Genomic DNA, 19009 nt, shown 5'->3' with positions numbered 1-19009 from the left:
TATTGTAAACACTTCTATCAATTTTTGGTTCAATTTCAAAACCCTTTATATCTCTAAAAAGTTGATGTTCGGAATCAATGGACTTAAATTCAGCCAAAACAATCAAGCTAATCAACTCTATATCAGACAGTTTTGGTTTTATTGGTTAAAAATAAAAATTTTCAATTTCTGATATTTCTCTTAAATTATCTAAAATTAAATTGTAACTTGCTTCAAGGTTGCTCATAATCGTATTTGATTGGTAGTCAATACAATATACTAATTTTTAGTTACTTGAGCAACCTTTTTTATAATGCACTACGGGTTTAGACAATTAAATATTATTTATCAAGAAACTAGTTTTCAACCTTTCGTACATTTAATTTCCAATCATTAACAGCATCTAAAATAAAATTACAATATTCTTTATGTTTTATTGCTCTATTATTTGGATGATGTGCATGTAAAAGTAATTTTTCCTTATTGCGATAAATGTGAAGATGTGGATTTTCTTTATTTACTTCTAGTTTCCCAAAGGTATTTTCCAAAAAATCGTAATCTATGTATCCCATTGTCGCACCAAATATTACAATGTTAGGATTAATAATTTCAATCTGATTATGAATAGCCTCTCTGTTCTCATTGTAAAATTCTTGTATAGTACCTGGAAATGCCACACTTCCACCAGGAATTTTTTTAAGATTAATATACGCAACCTTCTGTAAGCAATCAATAATATTAGGATCTTTTGTAAAATCGCCCATCGAATCCCAATCTTCATTTTCAAATATTCCGTTGGTCGTATAAACTATGGGCGTAAATGTATTTGCCCATCCATATCGTAGTCCATTTTCTGTTTTGATATCATTCCGGAGAGCATCGGTCATATCCCAATCACAGTTATCAAGACTATTGGCTTCTTTCAAAACCATAAAATTTTCAAATCTTGCTTAAGGTATTGGTCAATGTCAACAATTCCGTCTTTAATGCATTTATTACCATCATTAATATTTTCAAATCCCTCTCTAAAGTTTTGAACTAATTGTTCACTTATTTTTTGTTCAGTAGTCATTATAATTTATTTTTAATTTTTCAAAACTAATAAAAAGTCTCTCAATATTCTCTTTTCTGCAGGGTTTTGGATATGCACAACATTAGCCCGTTTCAGTTTTATAAATTCAGCAAGATAACCAAGTAGCGTTCCAACAATTATCAGGTCAATCAATATCAATATAAATAATAACATACTGATCATCAACACTTTTGCAATTTTATTCTGCCGATAATCAATTGGTTCTTCCGTCACCTCTTCGAAAAACTTATCACGTATTAAAAGAAAAATTTTATTCATAACGCAAAAGTATATTGGAGCACAGAAAAACTCGTAATTCGTCGCAAGAAGCCGATAGAGAGCTGTGTAATTCGGTTTTTATATATTTATCTTATCTTGTTTTATATTCTTTCCAAAGATCTACGCATTCATCAAAGTAAGCACGAAGCGAATCCGATGTTTCTATATAAACTTCTACTGCTTCATTAGGAAATGAGTGCTGGCTTTGCTCTCTAGTATCTGGATCTTCTATAGGAATTACCAAATTATTCAACTCAAAAATCAAATTTCCTCCTTGAGAAAGAAATTCTGTTTTTATAGCTCTTAATTGTGAAATATCAATAGCTACACCGCCATTTCTTATGATCATAAGATTATTTTTTTAAGATTTAAATATACCAGAAACGCAATTCATATACGGAAAACCGTAATCTACAAAACTATTTTACAGATAAATTTTGCAAAAAATGATATAAAACTACCATTGCGTAAGTGTCTAATTTACAATATTCCGACAGGTTATTTTTTAGATTTTTGGTAACAAAAGAACCGTTTTCTACAGATGCGTGAAATAGGTTGCTTGCCATATCTCCATTAGAAACTTCCAAATCTTGATAGGAAAGCTCGGGAATTAATGCAGGTAAAACTGCTTTAATAGAATAAGATTTTCCCATAGCAGGATCATAATACCAATTCTTTTGGAAAACTACCATTAGATCGACCATTCTTTCTATTAGATCTTCTAAAAATTTTTTTTCCTCAGGAAATTTTTCCTTTAAACTTACCAAGATTCTTTTTTCAAAAGCCATATTATAAGCGATGATGCTGCCATTACTTCCAAAATGGTTTTTCATCTCATAAATCAAATTTTTCAATGGACTTTCATTTGGATCTTGGAAAGAAGCAGGATTAGCCAAAAATTCAAAATGATCTAAATTCCCTTGATCATCCAACCGATGTAGCGAATATTGAAACGGAACTTGCTCGTAAGGTCGTGTGCCATCTAAAACAGGAATGGCGGGAAATATCGTTTCAAAATCAAAGAAATAAAGAGGAAAATGCCATTTATCAACAAAGTTTTGAATGCTGACTACATCAATATGTTTTTCACCAAATTTGCTTCCGCGAAATTGTAATTGTTGAAAATTCGATAAGGGATAATCTTCGGGAATATCATTAATTGATAAAATATTTTGTTCGTACAAGTCCCAAGATTTTTTACCTATCCTACTCAGTTCAAATACTGAGTTTTCAGGAATATGAGACCAACAATGATGCTGATAATCACATGTAAAAGGACTACCGCATTGTCTACCAATAGTTATTTGTGGCTCGTCTTGCAATTCAAGAGCCTGCAAAATAGCATCTAAGTTTTCAATGACCCAAGGTTGCGTTTCAAGCACTTTTTCAGTAATGTCTTCCAAATGAAAAATATCAGACGTGATTTCGCCATCCTTTACATACTGATTATTGATGTGCATGAGAAAAAATCGGTCAGGTATGAAACCACTTTCCGCCATCACAAAATACTGAAATGCAGCATCTGTAAGATGATAATCTTTTACATTTGTAGAATTTTTAACTTCAATAGCCCAATATTCATCTTGATGTTTGTGTAAAATATCTAACATGCAAAACACATTTCTAGCAGAAAATGTGGCTTCATAAATGGTAGGCACTCCCTCAGAAATCCATTGTTTTGTGTTTGCAATCGAAGGTATAAAATCCGAGTAATCTTCCGGAGTTGCATCTTTTCCATCGGGAAACTTTCGCCAAGCCAATTCTCCAATTTTGTGGCCGAGATCGAAAATGCGTTGCTGTGCTTCGTCAACAGGTGTTTTTAAATCTTTACGATAGAAATCAAACCAAACTTTTTTGTGGCATTGCATTCCAGAAACAAAACGGGATTTAGATAAAGTTTTCAAATTGTATTAATTTTAATTCATACAAATAAACGTTAAGAAACGGTCAATCCGTGTCCGGTTAAAAAAAATATTTATTTCATCGAAACTGCTTCAATCGTTTTTACTTCAACTGCTTCTGAAAAATTTAGCAAAGTTTTAGTATTTTAAGATTACTGAAGCCTATAATTCAAAATTTTAAAAAATGCATTAGTGCATTTAAAATATAATAAGAACCACATGTTCCGTTAATAGATACTGTAAAAATGAGATACATGTATACAATAGATACTGATAAAAAAATGCATAAACAAAAAACCGCTATAAACATTATGTTTACAGCGGTTTTTGTTTATTTATGATTGCTAATTATTTCACTTCTTCAAAATCTGCATCCTGAACATCATCTGCTCCGCCTGCATTACCTTGAGATTGTGCTCCTGCATCTGCACCTGGCTGTTGACCTGCTGCATACAATTCTTCAGAAGCTGCCATCCAAGCTGCGTCCAACGCTTCTGTTTTAGCTTTTACATCGTCTGCATTTTTAGCTTCGAAAGCCGTTTTCAGTTCTGCGTGAGCGGTTTCAATGGCTGCTTTTTTATCAGCAGATAATTTCTCACCAAACTCTTTCAATTGCTTTTCAGTCTGGAAGATCAATCCATCTGCTTTGTTGAAGATTTCAACTTCTTCTTTTTTCTTCGCATCGGCCGCAGCGTTTTCTTCTGCTTCACGCTTCATTCTTTGGATTTCATCTTCAGAAAGTCCTGAACTTGCCTGAATTTTAATCGATTGTTCTTTTCCTGTTCCTTTATCTTTCGCGGAAACGCTCAAAATACCGTTTGCGTCGATATCGAAAGTTACCTCGATCTGTGGAACGCCTCTTGGAGCCGGTGGAATGTCGGTTAAATCAAATCTTCCGATTTCTTTATTGTCATTAAACATTGGTCTTTCTCCTTGTCCAACTCTAATGGAAACTGCAGGCTGATTGTCAGACGCTGTAGAGAACACTTCAGATTTTTTGGTTGGAATGGTGGTGTTTGCATCAATTAATTTGGTGAAAACAGAACCCATTGTTTCAATACCCAATGAAAGTGGTGTAACGTCTAATAAAAGAACGTCTTTCACATCACCGGTTAAAACTCCACCTTGGATTGCGGCACCAATTGCCACAACTTCGTCAGGATTTACCCCTTTTGAAGGTTTTTTACCAAAGAATTTTTCAACCTGTTCTTGAATGATTGGGATTCTTGTAGAACCACCTACCAAGATTACTTCGTCGATATCTGAAGTTGATAAACCTGCATCTTTCAACGCTTTAGCAACAGGCTCCATAGAACGTCTTACCAAATCTTCGGAAAGTTGCTCAAATTTCGCTCTCGTCAACGTTTTTACCAAGTGTTTTGGACCGGTTGCAGTCGCTGTGATATAAGGAAGGTTGATTTCTGTTTGCGTAGTTGCAGAAAGTTCAATTTTTGCTTTTTCAGCCGCTTCTTTCAAACGCTGAAGCGCGATTGGATCCGCTTTCAAATCTACGCCTTCTTCATTTTTAAATTCGTCAACCAACCAGTTGATAATGACATCGTCAAAATCGTCACCTCCTAAATGTGTGTCACCATTTGTAGACAAAACTTCAAAAACACCGTCGCCCAAATCAAGGATTGAGATGTCAAAAGTTCCACCACCTAAATCGTACACCGCGATTTTTTGGTCTTTATGTCCTTTATCCAAACCATAAGCCAATGCTGCCGCCGTTGGTTCGTTGATAATTCTTTCAACTTTCAAACCTGCGATTTCTCCGGCTTCTTTGGTGGCTTGTCTTTGGCTGTCGTTGAAGTAAGCTGGAACTGTAATTACCGCTCTTGTTACTTCCTGACCAAGATAATCTTCTGCCGTTTTTTTCATTTTTTGCAAAATCATTGCAGAAATTTCTTGCGGCGTGTATTCTCTGTCGTCAATTTTCACTTTCACCGTGTCATTCGGTCCTGCAACCACTTTGTAAGCCACTCTTCCGATTTCGGCAGCATCGTCTTTAAAGTGCGTTCCAATAAATCTTTTGATAGAATATACCGTATTTTGAGGATTGGTTACCGCCTGTCTTTTTGCAGGATCTCCTACCAATCTTTCTCCGTCTTTCGTGAATGCCACAACAGATGGCGTTGTTCTTTTTCCTTCTGCGTTAGGGATAACAACCGGGTCTTTACCCTCCATTACGGCAACACAAGAGTTGGTTGTTCCTAAGTCGATTCCAATTATTTTACTCATAATATTTATATTTTTTCTAATTTTTTAAATTTTAATTTACAATCTCATTTTATCAATATTTATACCATTCATTTTTTTGTGACAAATTGACATGTTTAAAATGTTTTTTTGTATGGAAATACTATTCAACCTTACTTTGAATGCATCAGTAAAAGGTTTTAATAATATTGATACATTCTTTGAAAAACATACTTTTGACATATTACGGTGTAATAATGGTATTTTTTGAATCATTTTTGTCACTTTTGTTTTTCTTATACTACAGATTGTAATGGAATATTTATGAAGAAGCATTAGTTGGGATTTGAAAAAGCTTTATTAATAAAAAGTAATATGCTTTTTGTAAGATATTGTTTATTTTTGAAGAACTATTATTTATCAATATGTCTTTACATTTCAATCCCAGAGATATTACGTGGCTTGCCTTTAATGAAAGAGTTCTTCAGGAAGCAATGGATGAAAATGTTCCTTTACATTTAAGAATTCGGTTTTTAGGAATTTTTTCCAATAATTTAGATGAGTTTTTTAGAGTTCGGGTTGCCGGATTAAAACGAGCAATGGATTTTAAAGAAAAAATAATTGCCGAATCTTTTTATCAGCCACCTTCTAAAATACTTCAGAAAATTAATGAAATTGTCATTAAACAACAGGCAGATTTTGATAAAACCTGGAAGAAAATTCAGGTTGAAATGGCAGAACATCATGTCTTTATTAAGACTGCAAAGAATTTAACGCCTAAACAGAAAGAATTTGTAAGAAAATATTTTGATGAAGTGGTAGAGTCTAACGTGATACCCATTTTGCTTCATGAAAATACTCCGATGCCTTATATGAGAGATAAAAGTCTCTATTTGGGCGTTGCTATGAGAAAAAAAGACTGGAACTATCAAAGCAATTATGCAATTATAGAAATACCGTCACGTTTTGTGGGAAGGTTTGTTTTACTCCCAACAGAAAATCCAGAAGAAAAAAATGTGATGCTTTTGGAAGATGTCATTACCTTCAATCTTCCGCATATATTCTCTTATTTTGGATATGATGATTTCGCTGCAAATGCTTTTAAAGTAACCAAAGATGCCGAAATGGATTTGGATAATGATATCCGAACCAATTTTGCCGAAAAAATAGAAAAAGGTCTCAAAAACAGAAGGAAAGGAAAGCCTACAAGATTCGTTTTCGATAAAGATATGGATAAGGCATTGCTTGAATTACTCATTAGAAAACTGAATTTAAGCAAAAAAGACAGCATTATTCCGGGTGGGAAAATACATAATTTTAAACATTTTATGGATTTTCCGGATGTTTTCGAGAAATATGAGAAACCTGTTGAAAGAACATCATTCACACATCCCGATTTTCTTCAGGGAGAAAGGGTTACGGATGTTATTTTGAAGAAAGATGTTCTGCTTACTTTTCCGTATCACACGTACACTCCGGTGATAGATTTGCTTCGCGAAGCGGCGATGGATCCGGATGTAAAATCTATCCAGATTACGGCATATCGCTTGGCAAGCAATTCTAAAATAAGCAATGCACTAATTTACGCTGCAAGAAATGGTAAAGAAGTAACCGTGATGTTGGAGCTTCAGGCAAGGTTCGATGAAGAGTCTAATCTCGAGTGGAAAGAAATGTTTGAGCCGGAAGGGATAAAGGTTCTCATTGGAATTCCAAATAAGAAAGTACATGCCAAGCTTTGCGTTATTAAAAAACGGGCAAACAACAAAACGCTTCAGTACGGATTTGTAAGTACGGGGAATTTTAATGAAAAAACTGCCAGAATCTACGGAGATCATCTTATTATGACTTCAGACCGAGGAATTATGGCAGATATCAATAAGGTTTTTAATGTTTTGAGAAAACCTAAAGAAGATTATTTGCCTGTTCTTAAAACCTGTAAAAGTTTATTGGTTTGTCCTCAGTTTATGAGAGAGAAAATCGAATACCATATTAATAAAGAAATAGAGGAGGCCAAAGCAGGAAGAAAGGCAGAAATGATTATTAAAGCGAACTCGGTAAGTGATAAGGTTTTAATTACCAAGCTTTATGAAGCGGCAAAAGCAGGGGTAGTGATAAAAATGATTGTAAGAGGAATTTACTGCGCGGTTAATCAAAAAGATTTTAAAGAGAAGATAAAAGCCATTAGTATTGTTGATGAATATCTGGAACACGCAAGAGTAATGTATTTTTACAACAAAGGAGCAGAAGATATGTATATTTCCTCCGCGGACTGGATGAACAGAAATTTAGATTACAGGGTAGAAGCTGCTGCAAAAATTACCAATAAAAGTCTGAAAAAAGAATTGAAAGATATTCTCGATATTCAGTTGAGGGATAATGTAAAAGCCAGAATTTTAGATAAAAATCTTAGGAATGAATATTTAAATAATCATAAAGAGGAATGCAGATCCCAAATTGAAACCTATAAATATCTTAAAGCTAAAAAATATCAAAATAATTAATTGTGTTGGGATTATTAATTATCATTGTAAAATATGAATGTTAAAGTTTATTGAGGTGTCGTTTTGATAATATTTTGGTAAAGAAATTGTATATGTAGCAATATAAATTAACAAAATTTAACAGCTATGAATATTTCTTTCTACGATTTTAAAAACTTACCCAACCAAACCCAGTGGAATATTGCTATAAATGAAGGTAAAGTGATGAATGAAAGAGTTTTAGACTCTTTAAAGTACGTGCTTTATGAATTATCGCATTTTACAGTAGAGATTATTTTCAACACTTCAAATGATAAAGTTGAAGGATTGAATGTTTTTCCCAATCAGGCAGTTTATCAATAGTTTAAAAGCAAAATAAGCTGTTATAAAATATAGAGAGAGTACGAAAGGCTCTCTTTTTTTGTGTATATCAACAAAAAAAACAGCCTTCAAAAGCTGTTTTTATTCTTTAAGACTGTTGATGAAGTTATCAATTCAAAGGTTTTCTTCCTGTAAGTAAATTGATAACTACCACTATAACGGCAATTACTAATAGAGCATGAATTAAACTTCCGGTATTCATCCCAGGAATTACCCCAAGCATTCCCAAAAGCCACGCAATAATACAGATAACGGCTACAAGCCATAAAATACTTCTCATAATATATTTTTTATTTGGTTGAATTTTACTATGCACTTATTGTGCCTTTTGTTAAAAAAGTATTAAAAAAAGTAAAAAAAATAAAAATAAGTTCTGTTTTTATTGGTTTGTCATTAAAAATTGTTGGAATAATTGTTGTTGAATTTTATTTGCTTTTACATAATTATTCACCTAAAAATTACAATTATGCTTATTTCTGAAGAACTTTTAAAAGAATATGGAGCCGAAACAGAAGTTTTCGATTCATCTTATGTTATATTTAGTGAAGGGGATAAGCCCAAGAATTATTATAAGATTGTAGAGGGAAGAATTAAACTTAACAATTATAATGAAGAAGGAAAAGAACTCATTTTTGCCATTCTGGAAAAGGGTTTAAGTGTTTGCGAACTTTTGTTGTTTATAGATAAAACTTATCCTGTAAATGCTATAACTTTCGAAAAATGTACCGTGCTAAAGTTGCCTAAAGCTCAGTTTGAAAAACTTTTGGACGACCATCCTAAAATCTCCAGAGATATGAATAAATTTCTTTCGGAGAGGTTGTATTACAAATATATTATGTTAGATAATAATTCTTCGCTAAGACCATCCGTAAGAATTAAAGGGGCATTAGATTATTATAAAAGTTATAATGAAAATGCTAAAAAATTCGAATACGAAATTCCATTAACAAGACAGCAGTTGGCATCACTTACTGCATTGCGTGTAGAAACAGTCATTAGAACCGTAAAAGAACTCGAAAAAGAAATTTTCTGAAAATTATCAACCGTAAAATTTTTGTTTAAAGGTAAAATATACCACAGAACGAACGTTTTCAGCTCATTATTTTGGTAATGGTATGGTCGTTGTAAGAAAATAGGCACATCACAAAATATTTTTTTATGCAAAACGAAAAAACAGTTTCAGTACTTAATGATTTACTAAACATTACCAACGACAGGATTGAAGGGTTTTCTAAAGTGGAAGACAAAGTATGGGATACTTATTCTCCATTAAAATCAGATTACGATGAAATGGTTAATCAGTCTCAAACTATGAAAGCAGAACTGATGAGTCTTATCACAGAGAGAGGAGGAGATCCCGACAATACTACGAGTACAGCAGGGGCAATTCACAGAGCCTGGATCGATTTGAAAAATTCTTTTTCAGGGGATAAAGCAGAATCAACACTCGAAAATGTTGTTTTTGGAGAAGAAGCTGCAATAGATGCTTATCAGGATGCTTTAGACAGCGGAGATCTTTGTCCGGAAAGTTCGAGAGTGGTGAGCGACCAACTCCATCATCTTAAATCTTCTTACAGTAAATTCAGTAATTTAAATGAAATGAAAAATTAAATTTTAAAACAATTTTTCATAGAGTTTTCAAGTGAAATCTTCACTTTTAGTACCAATGGCATAAGGCTGCGTAAAAAATATGTTTTAGATTCTCGCAGCCTTATGTTTTATATTAAAATATTATGGAATTAACATCAGACCTTAAAGAACAATTTATTAATCATAGTAATGAAATAAAAATTGTAAGAGTTGTTTATAAAAAGAAAAAAGTTGTTGAGGGTAAGCCGGCTATAGTTACAGGAAACCCTTTTGACATAAAATTATTCGATTTTGAAAAGAAAGATGAAAACAATTCTGAAAATTTTCATTCTATGGATTTTGACTCAGCTATTGAAGTTTCACTTATTTATTTTGACGATTCTATAAAGGTTTTCAGAGATCATTAAAGGATATGGCATACCGATTGCAAAGCAAAAATACCAATCATGAAATTATATGCACTCCTTAACTTCATCTACCGAAGAAATATCTGTTGTTTTAGCACTCTTAGAAAACGATTTGCAGCAAATGCTTAGTCATTGCCAAACATATAACTGGAAATTTGAGATTATTAATACTCACAATATTCAGATTTTTGTTCCGTCCGATTCATTGCATATTCTTTTTTATTTAGGTCGTAATTTTTTTTCTCAATCTTCCAATTAATGTAATTGTTAATTTCATATTTATTTCAAATTTTCACTTAATTAAATTTAAAATAAATGTTTTGAATAGAATTAATTAATTATTATTTTGCTAGAAATAATATTATTTTATTATGTGTATTTAATTATATAAATAAATTAAAATTATTCGAATTGTTGATTTGGTATAGTAATTGAATAGTAGACGGCACAACATTTATGTTAAAATTTTAATAATTATATTAAAGTTTTTTAAAACCAATATTTTTTATATCTGGAAACATTACTTAATAAAAATCAAATAAATAAAATTATATGAAATCAAAACTAGCACTTTTATCGCTTGCCATGGCAGTTCCAACTGTAGCTTTGGCGCAGGATTCTTTACGAACGGTGTCTTCTAATACCGACTATCCTAATACGTTTAGCTCGGGTTCAGCTAATGTACAGCGTTTTACGCAATCTTCTAAGAGATTCAACGATTGGTCGATCTCTTTTGGTGGGGGTGTACCTTTAATGCAGTCAGCAGATCTTACTTCTATTAAAAACGGAAATGGAAAAAACCTTTTTGGATATTCCGGTTACTTCAGTGTAGACAAAGCTCTTACTCACGCATTTGGCTTGAAATTGCAGTATGACCGTGGAGAAACAAGACAAGGTTGGTTTAATACTAAAGATGCGGCTCCCGCAAATGCTTCTATAAACGGACAGGAAGGTGCAAGAACTCAGTATGATGCAATATCAATTTTGGGAGATATCAATTTTTCCAATCTTATGAGAAGAGTAGATAATAAATCTCCTTATAGATGGGCACTTCACGGATATGCAGGTATCGGAACTCTGGCATACAGAGCTTATCTTAAAGATGAATTCGGACAGAGATTAATGACGGAAGTTAAACCTTTCAGTGCGTTTTCATTTTTTGGACAGGCAGGTGCCGGTCTTAAATATAAAATCAGTAACCGCGTAGATTTGGAAGGTAGAGTAATGTATGTGGTAACAACAGATGATACTTTTGATGGTGGTGGAGATCAGTATAGTGCTATCAATAAGAGATCAGAACAGACATCGGATAATTTCTTCAATACTACTTTAGGTCTTACTGTTAATTTGGGTAAACACGATTCTCATTTAATGTGGCATGATCCTTTGCAGGAAATATATTATAAAATGGATGTTTTGGAATCTAAAACTACAGATATTGAAGTATGTAAAAGTGGCGATGCAGATAACGACGGAGTTTGCGATGACTGGGACAGACAATTAGATACTCCTGCCGGAGCAAGAGTAGACGGAGCCGGAGTTGCGTTGGATGTTGACATGGATGGAGTAATCGACCTTTACGATAAATGTGTAACCGTTCCGGGACCAGTAGAAAACCAAGGGTGTCCTACACAGATAATTAGTGATAATGTAGGTGGCACAGTTTCAGAATCTGTAACTAAGTTGGATGGAATTGAATTTGATTTGAATTCTGATAAAATATTACCTTCCAATACACCGATTTTAAATAATGCTGTAAACTATATTAATTCTTCTAATGGAGGATATACGGTAATCGGAGCAACAGATACAAGAGGATCAGAAGCTTACAATAAAAATCTCTCAGACAAAAGAGCTAAAAATGTAAAAGATTACTTGGTGAGAAACGGAGTAGAAGCTTCTAAGCTGAACTCGAAAGGAAATGGTAAAAAAGATTTGAAATATCCTGAATGCGACCCTGCATCTAAGTGTCCTGAATGGAAAAACAGAGCCAATAGAAGAGTGTATTTTGAGGCAAAATAAAATAATCACTTCTACATGGGAGGCTGTCATTGAAAAATGACAGCCTTTTTTGTATTGCATATAAGGATTATTTTTCAATTAAAACATTGTTTCAGTCATAATAAACGGAATTATTTACGCTGTACTTTTGTTGCGAAATATGTAGAATATGAAAAAAAGAATTTTAATTTTTGATGACGATCAATCTATTCTAGATGTTTTCAAAATCATATTTGGCGAAAACGGCTACGATGTTGAAATCTCAAAAACCTCACACGATATCCTAGAAAGAGTAAGAGAGTTTACTCCCGACCTTATATTAATGGATAACTGGATTCCCGAAATTGGAGGAATTGGTGCTTTAAAGCTGCTTAAAAGCTGCGAAAATTACAGAAATATTCCTGTAATATATATCAGTGCCAACAGTGATATAAGTTCTCTTGCCAAATCCGCTCAGGCAAACGATTTCATCGCAAAACCTTTCGATCTTAATAAACTGGAAAGAATGGTTGAGAAATTTCTGTAAATTTTGAAATTTAAATTTTTCAATACTAAAAAACTTGTCAGAAAAGACAAGTTTTTTAGTAATAATATGTGATTTGGTGTAACTGGTAAATTTCAATAATTATGCCAAGCATACAATGTGTGGTATCTATAATTGAATCTTATTTTTCTTCAGTTTATAGGGCTTTATGTTGCTAATCATAAATTTTAAATATCAGGAAACTTATTTTTGCTCTCGTTAAAAATAAAAGGCTCTACAGTCATTTATTTTATGGTAAACAAATTTTCGAAATTGTATGGTTATAGATGAAGATATACTTAGGGAATATAATGCTGAAATTCATTGTTATGAAGCCGGCGAAATCATTTTTTTCGAAAATGCATCTCCCAAGTTTTATTATCAGATTTCCAAAGGTCTGGTAAAACTTAATACGTACAGAGACGACGGGAGTGAGTTTATACACAGTCTTCCAAGCGAAGGAAACTGTTTTGCAGAAACATTTCTATGGGGAGATAATTATTATTGCATAAATGCTGTGGCTGTTACCGAAACAGAGATTTGGAGAATGTCTAAAAATAATTTTTTTAACCTTATTGAAAGCTGTAGTGATGTGATGAAAAATCTAATGACATTTACCGCAGACAGAATGTTTTACAGGCATAAAATGCTGAGTGCTATTTCCGAAAATAAGCCTTCTTATAGAATTATTAAACTGTTCGAGCTTTTAAAGTATTACAATAATCAACAAGAATCTTTCAACTATAGGGTTCCTTTCTCGAGACAACAATTGGCAAGTCTTACTGGCTTAAGAGTAGAAACAGTAATCAGGACCGTAAAAAGATTGGAAAGCGAGAATTTATTAAAAATTTCAAACGGAAAAATCTGCATTTGAATTTAAAATTTAATTGAAAATATAATAATCTTCGTCAGTTTAAAAATTGAGGTTCAGCAATTCTAACACAATATTCACTTCCAAGATAGAGCGGGTTTCCGTGTTTCTCAGACCAAAATCCATCCAGTGTGTTGATGTTGATAAAACGATAAACGGCAACTCCTTTATATATTTTTCTTTCATCGCCCTCATAATTGAAATTGATGACAAGAATCTGATCCTTATAAAATCCTTTTCCATGCTGTATGTGGTCTCCAATTTTCCAACGGGCATTAATGCGATTATTTTCATCAATACTTAAAGTCAGAAATCCATGATAAGTATTTCCGTTTTCTTCCTGATTGGTTCCCTGAATTACATAATTTCCCGCTAAATCTTGTACAGTCATGAGGTGAATTTTGAACAAATGTAGTAATCTTCTTTTCAATGATTCTGATGTGAATGATAGATTTTTATATTTGCGTCATGATATATTTTCTAATCATCATCAATTTTTTAAGTTTTATAGTTTTCTGCTTAGATAAAAGAAAAGCTGTAAAACACCAACAAAGAATTTCTGAATTTACACTTCTTACGATTACTCTTGCAGGAGGTATTATAGGCTCTGTTTTGGGAATGTTTATTTTCAACCATAAGATTTCTAAATTTTCTTTTCTAGTGAAAATAGGTGTAATCATCATTGTTCAGTTTGTAGTTGTATTTCTTTATATCAATAATCAATGAAACAGCAAAAAAATTCGTAATACTTGGACAAGTCCTACATCTTGGTTTATCTTAAACTAATGTAAATCAAATGTTTAATTATTTTATTTAGCTTTACGTTTTATAAATTCTTATCCCAAACTTACTTTATTTTAACAAATTTTTAGCATTTTAAGCCTTTACTCGGCATTATTTTTTCAATTAAACAATCAGTAACACCAAAAAATAAAATAATATGTCTAAAAAAATTGCAATTTTAGCAACGCACGGTTTTGAAGAAAGTGAATTGAAATCACCAAAAGAATACTTGGAAAATCAGGGTTGGACGGCACATATCGTGAGTCCAGAATCCGGAAGTATTAAAGCTTGGGCAGAAAAAGATTGGGGAAAAGAATATCCGGTCGACAAAACGTTAAGTGAAGCATCGGCTGCAGATTATGATGCTTTGGTTTTGCCTGGAGGAGTCATCAATCCAGATCAATTAAGAACAAATGAAGATGCTTTATCTTTCGTGAAAGATTTTTTCAATCAGCATAAGCCTATTGCGGCTATTTGCCACGGACCTCAGGTTTTAATTAATGCGGGTGCAGTAAAAGGAAGAAATCTTACTTCTGTGAAAGCAATCAGTCAGGATTTAAAAAATGCAGGAGCAGATTGGGAAGACAGTGAAGTAGTTGTAGATAACGGTCTTGTAACCAGCCGTACTCCGGAAGATTTACCAGCTTTTAATGCAAAACTGGTGGAAGAGATAAAAGAAGGAAAGCATCACGAGCAAACTTTATAATTGCATCATCTTTCTTAGAAAAAAGGTTTGAATCGGATACGATTTAGACCTTTTTTTATTTTTATTTTGAAGAAACACTCAGTAACATTATCTCTTTGCTTTAAAATATCACATATTTTTAAAATTAATGAATAAAGTATTCATTATTAATTTGTTAATTAATTTATATTGTTGATGTTTAATTCATTAAAAATCATTAATTTTGCACCCGTAAAAATCATTCATGCAAAACATTAGAAATATTGCGATTATCGCACACGTTGACCACGGTAAAACTACTCTGGTTGATAAGATTATTCATGCTACCAACATTTTCAGAGAAAATCAGGAAAGTGGGGAATTAATAATGGATAATAACGATCTTGAAAGAGAAAGAGGAATTACCATTTTATCAAAAAATATTTCTGTTACTTATAAAGACGTTAAAATTAACGTTATCGACACTCCCGGTCACGCCGATTTCGGTGGTGAGGTAGAAAGAGTTTTGAAAATGGCAGACGGTGTTATTCTTTTGGTGGATGCATTCGAAGGACCAATGCCGCAAACAAGATTTGTACTTCAAAAAGCTTTAGAATTAGGTTTAAGACCATTAGTGGTTATCAATAAAGTAGATAAACCAAACTGTCGTCCGGATGAGGTTCACGATCAGGTTTTCGATTTGTTCTTTAACTTAGATGCAACCGAAGAGCAGTTGGATTTCCCTACATTCTACGGATCTTCAAAACAAGGTTGGTTCAATACTTCATTAGAGCCTACAGAAGACATTCTTCCATTATTAGACGGAATTTTGCAGTATGTTCCTGAACCAAAAGTAGAAGAAGGAAATCTGCAGATGCAGATTACTTCTTTAGATTACTCTTCTTTCTTAGGAAGAATTGCGATTGGTAAAGTTACAAGAGGTGAGATTAAAGAAAGTCAGTGGATTGGCTTGGCGCAAGAAGGAGACAAAATTGTGAAAGGAAAAGTAAAAGAACTTTACGTTTTCGAAGGTCTTGGTAAGAAAAAAGTAACCGAAGTACAAGCAGGAGATATCTGTGCTGTTGTTGGTTTTGATGCTTTCCAGATTGGAGATTCTTTTGTAGATCTTGAAAATCCAGAACCATTGCCAAGAACCGCGATTGATGAGCCTACATTAAACATGACGTTCTCGATTAATAATTCTCCTTTCTTTGGTAAAGACGGTAAATATGTTACTTCTAACCACCTGAAAGAAAGATTAACCAAAGAATTAGAGAAAAACTTGGCATTGAGAGTTCAACAGACTGATGATGCAAACACATTCCTAGTTTTTGGTAGAGGTATTCTTCACTTGTCAGTTTTAATTGAAACCATGAGAAGAGAAGGTTATGAAATGACGATTGGTCAGCCACAAGTTATCTTGAAAGAAGGTGAAAATGGTGAGAAATTAGAACCTTATGAATCTTTGGTTGTTGACGTTCCGGAAGAATTTGCTTCCAGAGTTATCGACTTGGCAACTCAGAGAAAAGGTGATCTTCACATTATGGAAACGAAAGGTGAAATGCAACACATGGAATTCGAGATTCCTTCTAGAGGATTAATCGGATTGCGTTCTCAAATGTTGACTGCAACTGCTGGTGAAGCTATCATGGCACACCGTTTTACAGAATATAAGCCTTACAAAGGTGCAATTCCGGGAAGAAATAATGGTGTATTAGTTAGTAAAGGAACCGGTCCAGCTACAGAATATTCTATCAACAAACTACAAGATAGAGGTAAGTTCTTCGTAGATCCGGGTGAAGAAATCTATACTGGTATGATTATCGGTGAGCAAAATAAGCCGGGAGATTTGGTTGTAAATATTGTAGAAGCTAAACAGCTGAACAATATGCGTGCAGCCGGAAAAGATAAAGATACTGGTGTAGCACCAAAAATCTTGTTCTCTCTAGAAGAATGTATGGAATATATCCAAGCTGACGAAGCGATTGAAGTTACCCCTAACTTCATCCGTATGAGAAAGAAAATTCTTTCAGAAGAAGAAAGAAAGAGATTGGAAAGATCTGCAAAAGCGTAGTTTCATCTTCTCTTAATATTTATAAACCCCGATTTTCGGGGTTTTTTTTATGTCTATAAGTAATGTTTTTCATTCTTTTTTATTTAAAATTGAAATGTTTTAACAATAATTTTGCTAATTTAATATACATATTTCTGTTTTTAGCACATATTAACAAATACGCTCAATTATGTGTTTAATCATTATTTATTACGGTTTTTGAATGATAATTTGATAATGAAATTATTGAGTATCTATATTTTCATGAAATATATTTATGTCTTTTTACTAACTAACATTTGTTAGTTTTAAAAATATGAGTATGTTTGAAAAGTTAGTAAAGTTTATGTGGAATTAACTCAAATACAATCATGAATAGGACAAAAAAAAGCTTAATAATTACTCTTTGTTTATTAGGAGTAGTAAACATTTCGGCGCAGAATCAACAGGTATCTAAAAAGAATTCCGATTCTCTTGCGATAATTCAAACTAAAACGGCTGAAGCATCTAAAGAATCATCAGTTAAAGTAAATTTTTATGGATTTATAAGGCATGATGCTTTTTATGATACCAGACAGAATATAGGTGCAGGAGAAAATATAGTACCATTATATCCAAGAGATAGAGCATTAGACATCAATGGAGTAGATATTAATGATGCTCCAAAATTCCACATGCTTTCAGTAGTTTCCAGAGCAGGGATTAATGTGAAAGGACCGGAAGTTTTAGGAGCAAAAACTAACGGAATTTTAGAAGGTGAGTTTTTTGGATCTACTGAAGCAGGTATTAATGAATTTAGACTTGGTCATGCTTATGTTACATTAGACTGGAAAACAACTCAATTAGGAGTGGGACAATATTGGCATCCTATGGTAATTTTAGACTGTCTGCCAAATGTTGTTAATTACAGCACAGGTTCTCCTATTTTTGCGTTGAATAGAAATCCACAAATAAGATTAACCCAAAAGTTAAACGAAAATTTTAAGATTATTGCAGCAATTAATTCACAGCGGGATTTTACTCCAAATACAACTCCTTATCGCGATAGTGGTTTGCCTTCTTCATATTTGCAGATTCAGTATAAATCTAAAAGTTTTGTTGCAGGTTTAGCCGGGCAATATGAAATCTTGTGACCACAGCTATCTTCAGGAAATCCTCCAATTGTAAATAAAGAAACTGTAAAAAGCTTTACAGCATTAGCGTACGCAAGAGTTATCACTAAACCTTTAATGGTAAGTGCCTCTGTGATGATGGCGCAGAATGCTGCATCATTAGTTATGTTAGGAGGTTTTGTAGGATATTCTGCACCGGGAACATATGATTTGTACAGAACAATGAATACAAGAAGTGCTTGGATAGATTTTCAGCAAACAACGGATAAAAAAATTGCTTTTGGTTTATATGCAGGAATCGTAAAAAATATGGGAGCCAATAATCCTGTAGAAGATAGAGTTTCAACATCGTATGGAGTAACAACTTCATGGGGAGCAGTTTCTGCAACAAAAGGTGCAAGAAGTGTGGATCAGCTTTGGAGAGTAGTACCAAGAGTAGACTGGTCTTTAAGTAAAACCATTAAACTTAGATTTGAAGTTGAAAATACTGTAGCAAGATGGGGAGATGCTCAAAATAACGGAAGAGGTATAGGTAATGATTTTAATGCCACAAACAATCGTTTTCATCTGGCGACTTTTTTTATGTTCTAGAAAAGGAAACTTAAAATATTTAAATAAATGAATATCCGTAATTTATCATAACTTTTGTATATTTGTAGTAATCAAACAATTAGATATGAATTTATTCAGTTTTTCAGCACATTTTGGGACAGA

Annotated in this window: 21 protein-coding genes; 13 read left to right on the top strand and 8 right to left on the bottom strand. The window is 33.0% G+C overall.

The annotated features are described in order from the left end of the window. Positions 1-335: 335 nt before the first annotated feature. From IV513_RS11860 to dnaK, 6 genes are all read right to left on the bottom strand, one after another. Positions 336-911, bottom strand: a complete 576-nt coding sequence (locus IV513_RS11860) for a hypothetical protein (RefSeq protein WP_209390781.1) — start codon at positions 909-911, stop codon at positions 336-338. Continuing rightward, entirely contained in the window at positions 902-1051 is a 150-nt protein-coding gene (locus IV513_RS11855) for a hypothetical protein (RefSeq protein ID WP_209390780.1), read from the bottom strand. The genes IV513_RS11860 and IV513_RS11855 overlap by 10 nt, the downstream gene beginning before the upstream one ends. A 12-nt stretch (positions 1052-1063) precedes the next feature. Next, positions 1064-1330, bottom strand: a complete 267-nt coding sequence (locus IV513_RS11850; protein ID WP_209390779.1) for a hypothetical protein — start codon at positions 1328-1330, stop codon at positions 1064-1066. A 91-nt stretch (positions 1331-1421) separates the two neighbouring features. Further along, the gene (locus tag IV513_RS11845; RefSeq protein ID WP_209390778.1) at positions 1422-1679 is read right to left on the bottom strand and encodes a hypothetical protein; all 258 of its coding nucleotides are present in this window, start codon (positions 1677-1679) and stop codon (positions 1422-1424) included. A gap of 70 nt (positions 1680-1749) precedes the next feature. Beyond that, on the bottom strand, positions 1750-3234 hold the full coding sequence (locus IV513_RS11840) for a DUF2779 domain-containing protein (RefSeq protein ID WP_209390777.1): 1485 nt from the start codon (positions 3232-3234) through the stop codon (positions 1750-1752). 345 nt (positions 3235-3579) lie between these two features. Beyond that, positions 3580-5472 carry a molecular chaperone DnaK gene (gene dnaK / locus IV513_RS11835; protein ID WP_209390776.1) on the bottom strand — a complete coding sequence of 631 codons (1893 nt, stop codon included), beginning with the start codon at positions 5470-5472 and terminating at the stop codon, positions 3580-3582. Positions 5473-5855: 383 nt separating this feature from the next. Between dnaK and ppk1 the strand changes: the two genes are divergently transcribed. Together ppk1 and IV513_RS11825 are read left to right on the top strand one after the other, a co-directional pair. Continuing rightward, complete coding sequence (gene ppk1 / locus IV513_RS11830) at positions 5856-7931, top strand: polyphosphate kinase 1 (protein ID WP_209390775.1); 2076 nt, start codon at positions 5856-5858, stop codon at positions 7929-7931. A gap of 126 nt (positions 7932-8057) precedes the next feature. Then, entirely contained in the window at positions 8058-8273 is a 216-nt protein-coding gene (locus IV513_RS11825; protein ID WP_209390774.1) for a hypothetical protein, read from the top strand. A gap of 127 nt (positions 8274-8400) precedes the next feature. On the opposite strand, the gene IV513_RS11820 is transcribed toward IV513_RS11825, so the two are convergent. After that, on the bottom strand, positions 8401-8571 hold the full coding sequence (locus tag IV513_RS11820) for a lmo0937 family membrane protein (protein ID WP_209390773.1): 171 nt from the start codon (positions 8569-8571) through the stop codon (positions 8401-8403). A 186-nt stretch (positions 8572-8757) separates the two neighbouring features. On the opposite strand from IV513_RS11820, the gene IV513_RS11815 reads away from it, so the two are divergent. The 6 genes from IV513_RS11815 to IV513_RS11790 all read left to right on the top strand — a co-directional run bounded on the left by IV513_RS11815 (position 8758) and on the right by IV513_RS11790 (position 13686). Then, positions 8758-9324: a Crp/Fnr family transcriptional regulator gene (locus IV513_RS11815; RefSeq protein WP_209390772.1), complete on the top strand. Its 567-nt coding sequence runs from the start codon at positions 8758-8760 to the stop codon at positions 9322-9324. 125 nt (positions 9325-9449) lie between these two features. Then, complete coding sequence (locus IV513_RS11810; protein WP_209390771.1) at positions 9450-9902, top strand: PA2169 family four-helix-bundle protein; 453 nt, start codon at positions 9450-9452, stop codon at positions 9900-9902. Positions 9903-10024: 122 nt separating this feature from the next. Then, the gene (locus IV513_RS11805; protein WP_209390770.1) at positions 10025-10288 is read left to right on the top strand and encodes a hypothetical protein; all 264 of its coding nucleotides are present in this window, start codon (positions 10025-10027) and stop codon (positions 10286-10288) included. A 552-nt stretch (positions 10289-10840) separates the two neighbouring features. Continuing rightward, positions 10841-12310 carry an OmpA family protein gene (locus tag IV513_RS11800; RefSeq protein ID WP_209390769.1) on the top strand — a complete coding sequence of 490 codons (1470 nt, stop codon included), beginning with the start codon at positions 10841-10843 and terminating at the stop codon, positions 12308-12310. A 148-nt stretch (positions 12311-12458) separates the two neighbouring features. Further along, a complete protein-coding gene (locus IV513_RS11795) occupies positions 12459-12815 on the top strand; it encodes a response regulator (protein WP_209390768.1) in 357 nt (118 codons plus the stop codon). Positions 12816-13089: 274 nt separating this feature from the next. Next, entirely contained in the window at positions 13090-13686 is a 597-nt protein-coding gene (locus IV513_RS11790) for a Crp/Fnr family transcriptional regulator (protein ID WP_209390767.1), read from the top strand. A gap of 34 nt (positions 13687-13720) precedes the next feature. Here IV513_RS11790 and IV513_RS11785 read toward each other — a convergent pair whose 3' ends face one another. Next, the gene (locus IV513_RS11785) at positions 13721-14074 is read right to left on the bottom strand and encodes a hypothetical protein (protein ID WP_209390766.1); all 354 of its coding nucleotides are present in this window, start codon (positions 14072-14074) and stop codon (positions 13721-13723) included. Positions 14075-14151: 77 nt separating this feature from the next. Between IV513_RS11785 and IV513_RS11780 the strand changes: the two genes are divergently transcribed. The 5 genes from IV513_RS11780 (at position 14152) to IV513_RS15860 (ending at position 18886) form a co-directional block, all read left to right on the top strand. Continuing rightward, the gene (locus tag IV513_RS11780; RefSeq protein ID WP_245168935.1) at positions 14152-14409 is read left to right on the top strand and encodes a DUF1294 domain-containing protein; all 258 of its coding nucleotides are present in this window, start codon (positions 14152-14154) and stop codon (positions 14407-14409) included. A gap of 214 nt (positions 14410-14623) precedes the next feature. Further along, entirely contained in the window at positions 14624-15172 is a 549-nt protein-coding gene (locus tag IV513_RS11775) for a type 1 glutamine amidotransferase domain-containing protein (protein ID WP_209390765.1), read from the top strand. A gap of 223 nt (positions 15173-15395) precedes the next feature. Then, on the top strand, positions 15396-17204 hold the full coding sequence (gene typA, locus IV513_RS11770; protein WP_209390764.1) for a translational GTPase TypA: 1809 nt from the start codon (positions 15396-15398) through the stop codon (positions 17202-17204). A gap of 350 nt (positions 17205-17554) precedes the next feature. Continuing rightward, on the top strand, positions 17555-18316 hold the full coding sequence (locus IV513_RS15865; RefSeq protein ID WP_245168934.1) for a DcaP family trimeric outer membrane transporter: 762 nt from the start codon (positions 17555-17557) through the stop codon (positions 18314-18316). A 96-nt stretch (positions 18317-18412) separates the two neighbouring features. Then, a complete protein-coding gene (locus IV513_RS15860) occupies positions 18413-18886 on the top strand; it encodes a hypothetical protein (protein ID WP_245168933.1) in 474 nt (157 codons plus the stop codon). Positions 18887-19009: the final 123 nt, after the last annotated feature.

The sequence above is a fragment of the Chryseobacterium sp. RR2-3-20 genome (assembly GCF_017808115.1).
Taxonomy (GTDB): Bacteria; Bacteroidota; Bacteroidia; order Flavobacteriales; family Weeksellaceae; genus Chryseobacterium; species Chryseobacterium oryzae.
This window is presented reverse-complemented; position numbering and strand designations above follow the sequence as displayed.